This window comes from Chelatococcus sp. HY11 (assembly GCF_018398335.1).
Lineage (GTDB): Bacteria > Pseudomonadota > Alphaproteobacteria > Rhizobiales > Beijerinckiaceae > Chelatococcus.
Window position 1 is genome coordinate 589,065 of record NZ_JAHBRX010000002.1, and the last position, 14,265, is coordinate 603,329.

Sequence of the window (14,265 nt, forward strand, 5' to 3'; positions counted from 1 at the left end):
CGTGCTTGCGATGACGCCTGCCGTCACGACGCGGCCCCGCCGATCATCGCCTCGGCGATATCCGCGGCCACGACCTTGTTCTTCAAGCCGGTACCGAGATAGGCCTCTATCACCCGCTCGTTGCGCACGATTTCAGCCGGCCGGCCCTCCGCCAGAATTCTGCCCTGAGCCATGACGATGACACTGTCGCAAAGCCGCGCGATGAAATCCATGTCGTGCTCGATGACACAGAAGGTGTAGCCACGCTCCCTGTTCAGCCGCACGATCGCCTCGCCGATCGTCCTGAGCAGGGTGCGGTTCACACCCGCGCCGACCTCGTCTAGAAAGACGATACGTGCGTCGACCATCATCGTGCGGCCGATTTCGAGCAGTTTCTTCTGGCCGCCGGACAGGTTCCCGGCCAGTACGTCACGCATCGAGCCGAGTTCGAGGAACGCGAGCACATCGAGCGCCCTGGCGCGCAGCTCGGCCTCCTCACGGGCGATCCTGCGCCGATGGACCCAGGTGTTCCAAAGCGTCTCGCCGCTCTGGCCACCCGGCACCATCATCAAGTTTTCCAGCACGCTCATGGTAGGGAATTCATGCGCGACCTGAAATGTGCGCAGCACACCCCGGGCAAAAAGTGCGTGCGGCGGCAGCCCGGTGATGTCCTCGCCGGCCATCGTGATGCGGCCTGCCGTGGGCTTATGAACTCCGGCTATGACATTGAAAAGGGTCGACTTGCCGGCACCATTCGGCCCTATCAGGCCCGTGATGGCGCCGTCTGGAATCGTCAGCGAAACACCGTCTACAGCACGGAACCCGCCGAATTGCTTGTGAATGTCATGGCAAACGATCATCCGCCCCCCGCCGGCTCCGAAACCGCTGGACGTCCCGCCCTCCGGCAGATCGGCTGAGCGACCCACCGCTCTTCCGGCAATCAGTGGTACTTCACTGTCTTCATCTCGCCGTTCTCCACCACGATCTCGCGGTAGGAGCCAGCGCTTTCCCCCTTGCCGATGAACTCGACCGCCGATGCGCCGACATAATCGATGTCGCCGCCCTCCTTGAGAATCTTCAAGGCCTTCGCGAGCTCCCCGGGATAGATCTTTTCGCCCGGAGCATTCACCACACTCATGATCTTGGTCTTGTAGTCCGCCGGCTTCGCGGATCCGGCGGCCTGCATGGCGAGCAGCATGATCGCGGTGGCATCGTAGGTTTCCGGCACGAAGGTGGCCGTGCCATTGATGCCGGCGGCCTTGGTCATCTCCAGTAGCTTCGCCGCGCCCGGACTGTCGGAGCCGGGACGATCACCAAAGGCGCCATCGAGCTGCTTACCAAACTTCTTGATCAGGCTTTCGCCCCACATGCCGTTTGGAAATACGAATTTGGAGAAAGCGCCAGTGTCGAGAACCGTCTGTACGACGCCAGCGCCCCCCTGGTCGGCATAGCCCGCCACGATGATTGCGTCGCCGCCGGCGGAAGCGAGCGCGCCGATCTCCGCCGAATAGTCGCTTTTGCCGTCTTCGTGCGGGGCACTGAGCGTGATCTTGCCGCCGAGTTTCTCAAAGGCGGACTGGATGGAGGAAGCGATGCCCTTCCCATAGTCGTTGTTGGTGTAGCTGATCGCCGCGGATTTGATGCCACGATCCCACATGATCTTCGAGAGAATCTCGCCCTCACGGGCATCGGACGGCGCGGTACGGAAGAACAGGCCCTTGCCGTCGATTGTAGAAAGGCCGGGCGAGGTCGCCGACGGCGAGATCAGGACCATGCCGTTGGGAATGGCGACATTGGTCAGGACCGCGCTGGCGGCGCCCGAGCAGGTTGGCCCGATGATACCTGACACCTTGTCGGACGTGATGAGCCGCTCGGCGGCGGCGGTAGCGGCGCCCGCGTCGATGCAGGTCTCGTCGCCTCGGACCGGGATGACCTTGGCTCCATCCAGGAAAATGCCGGAATCGCTGACTTCCTTCATGGCGAGTTCAGCGGCTTGCGCCATCGGCGGCGTCAGGGTCTCAATAGGCCCGGTAAAGCCCATTTCAATGCCGATCTTGATGTCCTCAGCCTTGGCCATGCCCGTTAGAGCCAGGCACGACATGGACGCGAGCAGAAGCGCCTTGATTGCGTGTCCCATAAGTCCCCTCTCTACCGTCATCTGGGACGCGGCGGTTTTCCCATCTTGCGCCCGATTCCGAGAATTTACGTCGTCTATGTGACCTTATCGCGAGCAGTTTCACAATGCGGCTGTCGCAAGTGGCCTCATTTTTCAGATTTCAGCTTTTTCGCGTGCTTCTGGCTGACTGCCACAACCAAGCAGCGCCCGCGTCAGCGGATGTCCCGCAATCGTGAGCCCATCGACAATGTTGAAATGGTGACGGTCAGGCTCGACGATCGCGGTCGTCGCGGCCCCAAGCCCGCTCCAGATATTCGCCAGCAGCGCATTCTGGCGCAAGAACTCCTGGCGCTCGGCCCCACCAGCCCAGCAGACGATCCTGACATCAGCCATCGGTCGCAGTAGCGCCGGGCTCTCAGCTAGAGCCTCAGACTCGTCGATCCGCAACACCGCGTTCATGCTGGTCTTCATCAGGGGGCGTAAATCGTGAAGGCCGGAGATCGAGACGACATTGCGGATGCGTTCTCGCGCAACATCGGGAAGGGGGGTGGTCGCGGCAACCATGCGGCTCACCAAATGTCCGCCGGCGGAATGTCCGCTCAGCGCAATTGGCCCCTCGATCAAGGTCGCGGCTTTCCCAATGGCAAGCGCGACCTCGTGGACGATATCGGAAATTCTGATGTCGGGGCATAGGGTATAAGTCGGCATCGCGACCGCATAACCGCTATCCACCGACCCGGCCGCGAGATGCGACCACGCGCGCTGATCCGACTCCATCCAGTAGCCGCCGTGGACGAAAACCATAAGCCCCTTCGGCTTGGCCTCAGGGAGGAACAGATCAAGCCGCTGGCGGGGCGCGCGGCCATAGGCGACATCCAATCGGGCTCGACCGGCGGCGGAAAGACCATCACGATACCGCTGCGCCGCCTCGATCCAGAGCGCGGGCCACCGGTGACCGCCAGCAATGTTGTCACTGTTCGAATAGGCGCTGTCCCAGTCCTCGACATAATATTCGAGCATGGGTCCCTCCCCCCTCGACGGTGCCGTAGCAATGGCCAGCCGCGGCAGCTCACGTCAAGGGGCGGAAGCAAAAAACTTCGGGCATGAACTAATTCCGCAACCGCAGGCCTTTCCGTCGCCTGCCGAAGGCCCGTGCCCTTCATGTTTGAAGGCGGAGCCCCCAGGTCAATGCAGAGGCCGTTGGGGCGAAGCGTTGCTTAATGTGTACGTGCCCATTCATCGCTCGAAGGGTTCTCGCGTAGATAATCCTCGACCCGGCTGCGGGCCTGATCAGGCACGTGTTCGAGCCCATAGTAGCGAACCGAGACCCATGACATGAACGCGATGATGTCCTCGGAGGTCTTGCCGAGCGCATCGACAATCATCTTCGACAGCATATCGAGGTCCTGGGGAGCCAGCATGATGCCGGTCTCCTTTTGGAACGCCTGGCGCATGATGTCGTTGTCGTAGGCCCACATCACGAAGTCTCGCCATGCCATAGCGTTGGTAGCTTCAGTGGCGGTACTCATACTTCGTCTCTATTGCGTGGCGAAAAGCCATGTGAATGACAGATCTTATGTATCTGTAAATCACAATAAATCCCAATTTCACAGCTGTTCGCGGCCTTCGAGCCGCTAAGCTCGCTCAACCGCGCATTGCCCGTGCCTTTCGGACGGGGCGCTTGGTGGCGACGCGAAGAGCGAGACCCGAGGCGGAAAATGGTCGCAACCTCCATCGCCGCGCCAACGCTTGACGAGGCCGAGGGCGCCGGAAGGCCGCCCGCGCGTCCAGCTGACGATATCAATCTGCACGCGGCCGACGGCTATCCCGCCGTCGTCGACGACGAAAGTTCTCCTGGCCTGCCGTTACGGCGGCCCGGCCACGGAAGAAGGGGAATGAAGGGATGCTGAGCGGTCAGTCTTCTTCGTATGTGATCGCTGAGATAGCCGCTATCGGAATAAGGGTGCGGAATTTCTTCGCAGGGTCACCAACGACGATGTAATCGGATGCGAGCTCGGTGATCGCGCCATAGGCCTTTGTTTCACGGTCGTTCAGGATGTAGTTCACCGCCTTCTTTGATCCATGGACCGTTTTGAGGAAGGAGAGCAGATTTGCTCGCGTGGCTGTGGGGCTCATTGGTTCTCCTACTCTTTCACACGACCCAGCATAGCTGCCGCCTCACAATGACGCCATCATGTCATGTCGGTTCCCGGCTCGATGAGACGCTGGCGCATCGTCGCCCGGGCCTCGCCTCAAGGTTTTCCCAGGCGGTCGATCGCAGCAACCAGTGGCCCTTCCGAAACCCTGATAAAGCCGAGATAGGGATGGTCCATGTCGATAATCAGGGCCAATGCGCCGGTTATCGACAGCGAACAAATGAACAGGGTGAAGACGACTGTTGCGTTGCGGGGAGTCAATAGCCCAAACGAGCCAAAAAGCAGCGCCAGCCAAACCACGAGGAATGCAACGAAGAGGCTCGGAAACTCCTCGGACTCGGTTTCCGGTCTGAGCCAATGCGCCTCGGCGATCTCCCCGCTGAGTTGAAGCGCCCGCGTCTGCAGCCAGCGCTGGGCGTTGCTCCCTGGCGTCAGGCTTCGCAAACCATCCTGGATTTCCTCGACATCCAGGCCGTCCGCGACGGGAATCGGACTGTTATAGCCGCCGGTGATCTGGCGCAACCGTTCCTGCACTAATGTCCGAAGTTCACCACGCATCTCCTTCGTTTCCGGACCGTAGTGGGCCATGACCCGGTCCAATAGAACAACCCGCGCCGACCAGGTTCTCAGCTCAATATTTGCGTCATCGAGCGAGCGCTTTGACGATGCGATCAAAAGGCCTAGAGCAAGGGCCGAAAGGGTACCGATGATGGCCGTCGCCAGCTTGATCGCATCCCGCGAGTCGCCGGATAAATGTCCGTCCGGCAGGCGGGAGTGCAAAAGCATGCCAAGGCAAGCGGCGCCGAACACGAAACAGAACGCAAGACTGCCGATTGCAAGTGGGCTCATTGGTACCCGCCGTCTCTTCATTCATCCGTGACGTGCATGTGACGCCAGCAATATTACAAGAAGAATGCGTCAGGGCACGATATGACATGACGTCATGCCTTGCGACGTGATGGAAGGTGGCTTTCATGTATCGCAGTCGCTTCCGCGACGGCTTCCACGCCCTGGCGAGGCCTGCAGAGCCTTTTTCCGGCTGCGTGAGAGACGCTATTCCGCGGCTGACCGCGTGGAGCGCGCGACGGGCGCTGGCCCGGTGGATTGGCGGACGGTCAGAGACGCCGGAACCTTTTCGCGTTCGCGCAGGATGGGAAGCCCGAGCAACCGGGTGAGAAGCATGTTCGTCGCCGTCCGCGCGACCTGATCGATCCGCGCCGTGAGCGTCGTCAGTGGCGGATAACAGAAATCGGCGCCGAAAATATCGTCGCATCCCACCACGCTGATGTCCCCCGGCACCGAAACACCGAGCTCGGCGAAGCGCTTCAAGCCAGCGATCGCCAGCATGTCGTTGAAGAACAGGCAAGCGGTAACCTTGTGATGCAGGGCGGCGTCGGCGGCGGCCGCGCCCGATTGCGTCTCCCCGAAATGGCCGAGGTTGAGACATTCCACCTGCAGCCTGTCCGCGGCCGCCTGGAGAGCCTCCCAACGTTTCCGGCTCGACCAGGACGAGAGCGGACCACCGAGGAAAGCAACGCGCGAATGACCGAGCGACGCGATGTAATTCAGGGCTTGCGTGACCGCGGTCGACGTGTCCACGACGACACTTTGCACGCCCTCAATCTCCCGGTTCACGACAACCATCGGCAGCTTCTGCGCAATCGTGACAAGACGCTCATCGGACAACCGCGATCCGGCGAGGACGACCCCGTCCACCGCCGCGGGCAATTCCTGGAGATACTGCTCCTCGAGGTCGGCGGAGGCCTCGGTGTCCACCAGCATATGGCGATAGTTGCGAACCTTGGCCTCCGCCTGGGTGCCACGGATAAGGTCGAAAAAATAGGGATTGGTCGCGCCGGGGATGAGGAGCGCCAGCGTGTGGGTGCGGCCGGACGACAGCGAGCGAGCCTGGAGGTTGGGGCGATAGCCGAGTTCCACGGCGACGTTCAGGACGTGCTTGCGCATCGTCTCGCTGACACGGCCGGATTGAGTCAGGGCGCGGGACACCGTTGATGTCGCCACCCCGGCCTCGCGGGCCACATCCAGGATTGTGACCGCCTCCTTCAGATTCTCCACACGTCTCTTCATTCCATGTCCTCGTGGGCCGCCTGGCCTCATAGCCGGCGACAACAGAACCAGCCACAGCGAAATAAGCCTTTCGCAACAACGTGGCAAACGTCTGCCAAATTTTGCGAGCCATATTTCTTCCCAAGATTAGCAAATTTCCCTGCAAAATAAAGGAAATGAGTCTGTTGACAAGCGATAGCAAGCGATTGCACAGTTAGAGAGCCAACGCGAGTTTCGGGTTCAACCGAACGTCTTTGCTCATGACAAAGTTGGAGGAAACCGATGAGGGGTGTTTTCGGAACACGTCGGCAGTTTCTGACCGCTGCCGCGACCACGGCGCTATTGGCAGCCGCCAACCGCGCGCATTCCGCGCAATCAAACGTCATCACCATCTGGGTGGGAAGCTGGTGGGAACCTCAGGTCCCCGTGGCGCAGCAGCTATGGGCCAAGGACTTTCCAAACGTCCGCCTGAATATCCAGGCCCTGCCGATCAACGGCTATCTCGACAAGTTCACGGCCGCAGCGCTCGGCGGCTCCCCACCCGATGTCGTCGATCTCGACACGACCTGGGTTTCCACCGTCGCGGCTCAGGGCCTGCTCGAGACCCTGGACAAGCTGGTCGACAAGGTCCCCGTTGCCGATCTTGCTCCCGCTGTCTGGAAGGCCAGCCAGTTCAAGGGCACGCAATATGCTATCCCGATGCGGAGCGGACCGGGCGTATACTACTATAACAAGACTGTCTTCGATAAGGCCGGGGTGCCCTATCCGAAGGACGGCTGGACCTACGCCGACCTGCTCGACCTCGCTCGGAAAACCACGATCCCGGGGCAGCAATATGGGATCGGGGTCCCGGCCGATATCAGCGATCCCTCAAACGTCTTGACCTTATTCGCACCCATCCTATGGGCCAAGGGCGGCGACTTCATCACCCCGGATGGTTCGGCGCCAGCCATCAATACGCCGCAGTCTGTCGCAGCCATTACTTTCTGGTCCGATCTCTATCTCAAGTACAAGGTCACTCCGGAAGGCACGCCCAACTTCACGACGACGCGCGACATCCAGCCTCTGTTCGAGGCCAACAAGGTCGGGCTCCTGACCTCCTCGTCCAATGCTTTCGACACCTTCTCGAAGAACCCCAACCTGAAATGGGACATGGTGCTTTCGCCTGATGGCGTCAATCGCGGCGGGGGCTGGACCATGGGCGTGCCGGTGGGCGCGAGCAACCCGGATGGAGCCAAGGAGTTCCTCGTATGGCTGTCCCAGCCGGACATTCTCGCCAAGGTGCTGAACCGTTTCCCGGCGAACAAGAAGGCGCTGGAGCTCCCACCGTGGAATAATCCGGCAATAGCCATCTTCAAGGAGGCCGAACAGGGCGCGCGCTCCGTTCCCTCAGTGGCCGGCTGGTTCCAGATGCAGGAAGCAACGATCGTCGAGCTGCAGAAAATCCTGGTCGGCCAGAAGTCACCGCAGCAGGCGGCGGACTCGGCGGCCGCCACAATCGCGCGAATTATTTCCGAAAACAAATAATTCACGTCCATAACGCGACGCACTTGCATCACGGCGTCTGCGACCGTCTTCGCGCGCACCGCGCAGCGGTGCGCTGTGTTCAGCGGACAGCATTAACGGCGAGAACACCGATGATAAGGTATGGCTTCAGCACCATTGGCTGCCCGAACTATGACGTTCCCCAGGTCGTTGCGCTCGCGCGCTCCCACGGTTTCAAGGGCGTCGAGATCCGGTTCCTGCGCGGAACCGTGGATCTGACATCGCTTGCAGAATTCTCACCCGCCGGCCTCGCGGACACGCGCAAGCGTTTCCAGGACGCGGGTATCGAGGTCGTGGGGATCAATACGGGTGTTCGCATGGTCTCGCTCGACCCCGCGGTCCGCCAGCAGCAGCGAACCACTGCCAAGGCCAATCTGGATATCGCGCTGGGGCTCGGCGCGCGCTATCTCAGGGTCTTCGGTGGCCCCATCCCGGCCGAACAGGACCGTGAGCGCAGTCTGGATGCCATCGCGGAGGGCCTTGGGGAGATCGCCGACCTCACCTATGCGGCGGGCGTTCACTCCCTGATCGAAACGCATGACGCCTTTTGCCGCGCGGACAGCATCCGCGATCTTTACAAGCGCGGTGCCAGCCGCAATCTCGGCGTTCTCTGGGACACGCTCCATTCCTATCGCCATGGCGAAACGGGCGAGGAGACCTGGGCCAAGCTCAACGACCAGATCAAGCTCGTCCACGTCAAGGACGCCAACACGGCAACGCCGGAGAAATTCGACTTCGCGCTCACCGGTGAAGGCACGGTGCCCGTCGGCTCGTTCCTCGACCTGCTCGAACGTGAGAATTTCGACGGCTTCGTCAATTTCGAATGGGAGAAGGGCTGGCATCCGGAAATCGCCGATCCCGAGATCGCCATTCCCCATTTCGCCCATTTCATCGCCAGCCGGGGAGGATGAGCCGTGGCCGCTTCGCATGCAGGAGCCGCGCCGATGGTGAGCACGCGCCGGACAGCGTCGCGGCGCAGCGAAAGCATCAGCCTCAAGGCACAGCGCCGACGACGCGCCTATCTGCTCGTGGCGCCGGCTATTATCCTGATCGCGCTCATGATGATCTATCCGATCATCCAGACGATTTACTTCAGCTTCTCAAAAGTTCAACTCCCGGCACTGCGGACCACTTTCGTCGGATTCGATAACTTTATGCGAATTCTCAACAATCCGGAAACCGGACCGCTGGTACAACGCACCCTCGTCTGGATCGCGGGCAGTGTCGCGCTGAAGATGGCTTTAGGGTTGATCGCCGCACTCGTGTTCAACGCGAAGGTGCGCGGGACGGTATGGATGCGTGTGCTCGTCATACTGCCCTGGGCCATCCCTTCCGTCGTCGGCGCCAATCTGTGGCGCTGGATCGTGCAGACCGATGCCGGTGTCCTCAACCAGACACTGCGGTCCTGGGGCCTGGAGAGCTGGGCGCTCAACTGGCTGGGCGACCCGAGTACAGCCATGTTCACGGTTATCGTCGCCTACTCCTGGGGCGGTTTTGCCTTCGTCATGCTGCTTATTCTGGCGCGACTACAGGGATTACCAGAGGATATCAACGAAGCCGCGCGCGTCGACGGCGCCAACTGGTGGCAAATCTTCCGCTATATCACCCTGCCCTCCCTGAGCGGCGTGCTGGCCGTCGCGCTGATCCTCGAAATCGTCAGCGGCATGAACTCCTTTGATACCCTGATGATCATGACCGGCGGCGGCCCCGCCAACGCCACGCGTATCTGGGGCATCGACATCTACAAGACCGGCTTCACCGAATTCAATCTCGGCGGCGCCGCCGCGCAGAGCGTACTCATGTTCGCCGCCGTCATCGTCGTCTTCTCCATCTACGGAGGCGTCAACAGCCGCATCGCGCGTCGCCAGGGAGAGCCGGCATGACCGCCATCCCTTCAATCGGACGCCCGAAAACGGCCCATGACTACGCCATGCGTCAGATGATCGGCACCGTCGGGAAATATGCACTGGTCTACGGCCTGGGACTGATCTTCGTCCTGTTCAGCACCTTGCCGCTGATCTGGGGCATCAGCACCGCCCTGAAGGTACCATCCGAGGTCTATGCCTTTCCGCCAAGCTGGATACCGACAACGCTGACCTTCGAAAACTTCCTTCTCGTGGTTCAGAACAAGAACCTGCTGCGCGCTTTCCTCAACACGCTGATCATCGCGTCGGGAACGACTTTCGTCGCGCTGATTGTCGGCGTTCTCGGCGGCTACGGATTTGCGCGTTATCACTTTCCCGGCCGTAACATGTTGTTGTGGTCGGTGCTGTTCACAAAGCTCTTTCCGCGCGTCGTGGTGATCGTTCCGTTCTTCGTCACGCTACGCAATCTCCAGATGATGAACACCTACCAGGGCCTTATCCTTGTCTACCTGATGGTGACGTTTCCGGTCGCAATCTGGCTGCTCAAGGGCTTTTTCGACAAGATCCCGGTCGAGATCGAAGAGGCCGCCGTCATCGACGGATGCAACCTCCCGCAACTGCTCTGGTATGTGATCCTGCCCATGTCGCGGCCTGCCATGATAGCCGTCGCCATGTATTCATTCATCCTCGCCTGGAATGAATTTCTTTTTGCCCTTGTATTCACCAACGGTCTTGAGCGGCGCCCACTGTCGATCGCACTCGCTTTCTTCATCGACGAAAATGGAATCCGCTGGGGCGAGCTGATGGCTGCTTCGGTCGTCATGAGCCTGCCCGCCATCATTGTCTTCAGCTTCGCACAAAAGCTTCTCGTGCGTGGCCTCAGCGACGGAGCCGTAAAGGGATGAACGATCGCAACGGACAAGTGGCCCTGGTTACCGGCGCGAGCTTCGGCGTCGGACGCGCCACGATCGCGGCACTCACGGCTCGTGGCATGGAGGTCATCGCTGCCGCGCGCGACATCGGCCGGCTGGAGGCGGCGATCGGCGAGCTAGCCCCGGAGCATCGCGATCATGTCACGCCAATCGCCGCGGATGTGCGCGAAGAGAGTGACGTGATGCGCCTGAGCCACCAGGCCATCGACCGCTTCGGGCGTATCGACGTCCTGGTGAACAGCGCCGGGGTCAGCATGTCCGCGCGCACCCGGCTCGTCGACAGCACATCGGACGAGTGGCACAAGATCATCGAGACCAATCTCACCGGCACCTACCTCATGTGCCGCGCGTGCCTGCCGCATCTGGAAAAATCCCCGGATGGCTACATCCTCAATGTCCAGTCGACGGGGGCCTATCGGGCAAGCCCCGGCGTCAGCCTCTATGCGGCCTCGAAGTTCGGCGTGCGCGCGCTCAGCGAGGCGCTGATCGAGGAATATCGCCATTCGAACATCCGCATCACGTCCGTCAGTCCAGGGCCCATCGATACCAATATCTGGTCGCATAAGGTCGAGCCGCCCTCGGCGGAACGGCGGGCCCTGATGCTGCGGCCGAGCGACATCGCGGACATCTTCGTCTGGCTGCTCGATCGGCCCCGGCACATGCATATTCCCGATATCACCGTCACGCCGTGGACGGGCATCTAGCGAGACAATCCATGAAAACCGTATCCGTCGGCTTCATCGGAGCCGGATTCTCGGCCCATCTCCATGTGGAAGGTTTGAAGAAAGTCTACGGTGTTACCGTGCGCCTGGCCGGCGTCACGGCGACGCGCCCGGAGCGCGCGGTGGCTTTTGCCAAGGCCCACGGCGTCGCGGAAACCTTCGCCACCTGGCAGGATCTCCTCGCATCCCCAGCAATCGACGTGGTGTGCATCTGTGTGCCGAATGGCCTCCACGCCGAGATTGCCATCGCCGCCGCGCGGGCCGGGAAGCACGTCATCTGCGAGAAGCCGATGACCGGCGCCTTTGGCCCGTCCAATGGCCTGACCGGCGTGGCGCGTGCCCATGACGAACGCGAGCGGGCGCTGGCCTCGATCGATGCCATCCGCGGGGCGGTGCATAAGGCAGGCGTGCTCTTCCTCTATGCGGAGAACTGGGTCTACGCGCCCGCCATGCTCAAGACGAAGCGCCTCCTCGAAACCGCGAAAGGCGCCATCATCGATATTCGCGCCGAGGAAAGCCACAGCGGCTCCCATGCCCTGCGGTCACGCCGACGGGAGACGGCCGGCGGCGGCGCGCTGATGATGCTCGGCTCTCATCCCATCGGCGCCGCCCTTCACCTCAAGGACTACGAGGCGCAGGTTGCGGGCGTGGCGCCCATCCGGGCGACGACCGTGACCTGCGAAACACGAGCGTTCTACGATACCGAGGCCGTCCGGCGCGCGGGCCACTCCTGGATCGTCTCAGACTGGCAGGATGTCGAAACCTGGGCCAACCTCATCATAGGCTTCAGCGACGGATCGCAGGCGGTTATATCAGCCTCCTTCGCCATGCTTGGCGGTGTTCGCAATACTTTTGAGGTCTACACCACTAACGCGGTCTATCGCGGCAACATGACGCCGAATGACGGGCTGCTCGTCTATACGCCCGATCCCCAGGGCTTCGGCAACGAATACCTGCACGAGAAGATCGAAACCCGGACCGGCTGGATCACGGCCGCGCCAGACGAAGACTGGGTGCGCGGCTATCCGCAGGAGATGCAGGATTTCATGGAAGCGATCGCGTCCGCCAGGCAACCCGTGTCTGGCCTCACCCTCGCGGCCGCTGTCGTGGATGTCATCTATGCCGCCTACCAATCAGCGGAAGAAGGGCGGCGCGTCAGCCTCTGACCCGGCGCAGAATAATGACTGGAGAGATACGGTGATTTACGAACTGAACCATTACGGCATCGTGGTGCGCGACCTGCAGAAATCCCTCGATTTCTACCAGGGACTGTTGGGCGCGCGGATCGTCTACAAGGGATTCATTCCGCCCTCCAAGACGGATGTTATCTATTTGCTCATCGCGGGCGGTCTCATCGAACTGCTCCACCCGGCCGAGCCGGGCCCGGATACGAAGTTCGGCATTACCCATATCGCTTTCATGAGCAACGATCTGGACGCCGACTACGAGCGGCTCACCAAATTGGGTTACGTCGGGCAAGTCGCCCCCAAGGTGGCGGGGAGCGGCGTCGGCCGGCTCGCCTTCCTCGGCGATCCCAACGGGGCCCGCATCGAGCTGATCCAGCGCGACGTGCCGATGCGCGACGACCCGCCCAGCCATGCTGTCATCCGCGCGTTCGACCACTACTCGCTGCTCGCCAACGACCTCGATGGCGCGCTCAAGCTCTATCGCGACGCCATGGGCATGAAGGTGCTCAAGGAGATGACGGTCCCTCACCCGACAAATCCCCTGTCGATCGTCTATCTCAACTGGGACTACGACGTCCTCGAACTGCTTCATCGTCCGTCGCCCGATCCGAAGGCCGAACTCTACGGCCATTTCGCGCTACGCGTGGATAGCGTCGATGAGGCCCTGAAATACTTCGCCGATCACGGCGTTCCCGCCGAGCCCGGCACACCGAAGGCGGCCGGCACCGGCATCGGCCGCATCGGCATCATCCGCGATCCCGACGGGGTGAAGATCGAGCTCGTCGACCGTGCCGACCTGCGTGACCTGCCATGAGGTTCTCGCTGTTCACCGGCTCCTGCCCGGAGTGGGCACCCGACGAGGTCGCTCAGCACTGCGCCGCGCAGGGCTGGGACGGGGTGGAATTCCGGATCGCCGATCAGGCCCCAAGCGCGACGCCCGGCTTCTGGGCCGGGAATCGCGCGACCTTTCCCTTGACGGGCCTGGAGAATGACGCTGCGCGTCTGGTGGATATGTCGCGCCGGTCAGGGCTCGCTCTCTCCGGGCTCGCCCCCTATGTCCCCTTGGCGGATCACGCCAATGCCGAGCGTGTGTTGCGCGTGGCGGCGCAAACCGGCGCGCAGCGTGTGCGCTTTACGTCGCCAAAGCCGGCGGACGATATCGGGTTCGACGCGCTCTTCACCAAGGCACGTGCGGATCTCGAGGTCCTTCAGGAAATCGCCAGACCCTTGGGCGCGCAAGTGGTGATCCAGATCCATCACGGCAACATCGTCTCGACGGCCTCATGCGCCCGTCGTCTCGTTGAGGGGCTCGATCCGCAGGTCGTGGCCGTCATGCACGATCTCGGCAACACGACCATCGAAGGACGGGAGGGGCTTCTCAGCCTCAAAATGGGCCTGGACATCCTTGGCCCGTATCTCGCCCACGTGCATATCAAGAATGCTGTCTGGCAGGCGGCTGGAACCGACGAGGACGGCGTGGTCCAGTGGAAATGGGCCTGGGCCACCCTGCGCAAGGGTATGGGCGATGTGAAAGCCTACTTCCGAGCTCTGAAGGCCGTTGGCTACGACGGTTGGGTGACGCTCGAGGAGTTCACGACCGAATTGCCCCTGGAGGAACGACTCGCCGACGACCTCGCCTTCCTCAAGTCCTCTGCGGCCGCCGCAGGCTATCCCTAGACATCTCTCCGCTGTCCAC

The 14,265-nt window shown here is 61.6% G+C and carries 16 protein-coding genes; 9 read left to right on the forward strand and 7 right to left on the reverse strand.

All coding sequences use genetic code 11. The annotated features are described in order from the left end of the window. Positions 1–23: 23 nt before the first annotated feature. From KIO74_RS23690 to KIO74_RS23705, 4 genes are all read right to left on the reverse strand, one after another. Positions 24–839: an ABC transporter ATP-binding protein gene (locus KIO74_RS23690; RefSeq protein ID WP_213339188.1), complete on the reverse strand. Its 816-nt coding sequence runs from the start codon at positions 837–839 to the stop codon at positions 24–26. Between the two features lie 80 nt (positions 840–919). Beyond that, positions 920–2,116, reverse strand: coding sequence for an ABC transporter substrate-binding protein (locus tag KIO74_RS23695; protein WP_249731454.1), 1,197 nt, complete (start codon positions 2,114–2,116; stop codon positions 920–922). A 132-nt stretch (positions 2,117–2,248) separates the two neighbouring features. Further along, positions 2,249–3,115 (reverse strand): hormone-sensitive lipase, encoded by an 867-nt coding sequence (locus KIO74_RS23700; protein ID WP_213337371.1) that lies wholly within the window; start codon positions 3,113–3,115, stop codon positions 2,249–2,251. A 197-nt stretch (positions 3,116–3,312) separates the two neighbouring features. Next, the gene (locus KIO74_RS23705) at positions 3,313–3,624 is read right to left on the reverse strand and encodes a hypothetical protein (protein WP_213337373.1); all 312 of its coding nucleotides are present in this window, start codon (positions 3,622–3,624) and stop codon (positions 3,313–3,315) included. Between the two features lie 189 nt (positions 3,625–3,813). Between KIO74_RS23705 and KIO74_RS23710 the strand changes: the two genes are divergently transcribed. After that, on the forward strand, positions 3,814–4,005 hold the full coding sequence (locus KIO74_RS23710) for a hypothetical protein (RefSeq protein ID WP_213337375.1): 192 nt from the start codon (positions 3,814–3,816) through the stop codon (positions 4,003–4,005). 4 nt (positions 4,006–4,009) lie between these two features. Here KIO74_RS23710 and KIO74_RS23715 read toward each other — a convergent pair whose 3' ends face one another. The 3 genes from KIO74_RS23715 to KIO74_RS23725 all read right to left on the reverse strand — a co-directional run bounded on the left by KIO74_RS23715 (position 4,010) and on the right by KIO74_RS23725 (position 6,339). Further along, positions 4,010–4,231 (reverse strand): hypothetical protein, encoded by a 222-nt coding sequence (locus KIO74_RS23715; RefSeq protein WP_213337376.1) that lies wholly within the window; start codon positions 4,229–4,231, stop codon positions 4,010–4,012. 116 nt (positions 4,232–4,347) lie between these two features. Further along, positions 4,348–5,100, reverse strand: a complete 753-nt coding sequence (locus KIO74_RS23720) for a bestrophin-like domain (RefSeq protein WP_213337377.1) — start codon at positions 5,098–5,100, stop codon at positions 4,348–4,350. A 204-nt stretch (positions 5,101–5,304) separates the two neighbouring features. Then, positions 5,305–6,339 carry a LacI family DNA-binding transcriptional regulator gene (locus KIO74_RS23725; protein ID WP_213337378.1) on the reverse strand — a complete coding sequence of 345 codons (1,035 nt, stop codon included), beginning with the start codon at positions 6,337–6,339 and terminating at the stop codon, positions 5,305–5,307. Positions 6,340–6,600: 261 nt separating this feature from the next. On the opposite strand from KIO74_RS23725, the gene KIO74_RS23730 reads away from it, so the two are divergent. From KIO74_RS23730 to KIO74_RS23765, 8 genes are all read left to right on the forward strand, one after another. Next, positions 6,601–7,845 carry an ABC transporter substrate-binding protein gene (locus KIO74_RS23730; RefSeq protein ID WP_213337379.1) on the forward strand — a complete coding sequence of 415 codons (1,245 nt, stop codon included), beginning with the start codon at positions 6,601–6,603 and terminating at the stop codon, positions 7,843–7,845. 110 nt (positions 7,846–7,955) lie between these two features. Continuing rightward, positions 7,956–8,774, forward strand: a complete 819-nt coding sequence (locus tag KIO74_RS23735) for a sugar phosphate isomerase/epimerase family protein (RefSeq protein ID WP_213337381.1) — start codon at positions 7,956–7,958, stop codon at positions 8,772–8,774. A 33-nt stretch (positions 8,775–8,807) separates the two neighbouring features. Further along, positions 8,808–9,746 (forward strand): carbohydrate ABC transporter permease, encoded by a 939-nt coding sequence (locus KIO74_RS23740; RefSeq protein WP_213337383.1) that lies wholly within the window; start codon positions 8,808–8,810, stop codon positions 9,744–9,746. After that, positions 9,743–10,633 carry a carbohydrate ABC transporter permease gene (locus tag KIO74_RS23745; RefSeq protein ID WP_213337386.1) on the forward strand — a complete coding sequence of 297 codons (891 nt, stop codon included), beginning with the start codon at positions 9,743–9,745 and terminating at the stop codon, positions 10,631–10,633. The genes KIO74_RS23740 and KIO74_RS23745 overlap by 4 nt, the downstream gene beginning before the upstream one ends. Beyond that, positions 10,630–11,364, forward strand: a complete 735-nt coding sequence (locus tag KIO74_RS23750) for an SDR family oxidoreductase (protein ID WP_213337388.1) — start codon at positions 10,630–10,632, stop codon at positions 11,362–11,364. The genes KIO74_RS23745 and KIO74_RS23750 overlap by 4 nt, the downstream gene beginning before the upstream one ends. Before the next feature lie 11 nt (positions 11,365–11,375). Then, positions 11,376–12,548 carry a Gfo/Idh/MocA family protein gene (locus KIO74_RS23755; protein ID WP_213337390.1) on the forward strand — a complete coding sequence of 391 codons (1,173 nt, stop codon included), beginning with the start codon at positions 11,376–11,378 and terminating at the stop codon, positions 12,546–12,548. A gap of 31 nt (positions 12,549–12,579) precedes the next feature. Next, positions 12,580–13,383, forward strand: a complete 804-nt coding sequence (locus KIO74_RS23760; RefSeq protein WP_213337392.1) for a VOC family protein — start codon at positions 12,580–12,582, stop codon at positions 13,381–13,383. Beyond that, on the forward strand, positions 13,380–14,246 hold the full coding sequence (locus KIO74_RS23765; protein ID WP_213337393.1) for a sugar phosphate isomerase/epimerase family protein: 867 nt from the start codon (positions 13,380–13,382) through the stop codon (positions 14,244–14,246). The genes KIO74_RS23760 and KIO74_RS23765 overlap by 4 nt, the downstream gene beginning before the upstream one ends. Positions 14,247–14,265 lie beyond the last annotated feature (19 nt).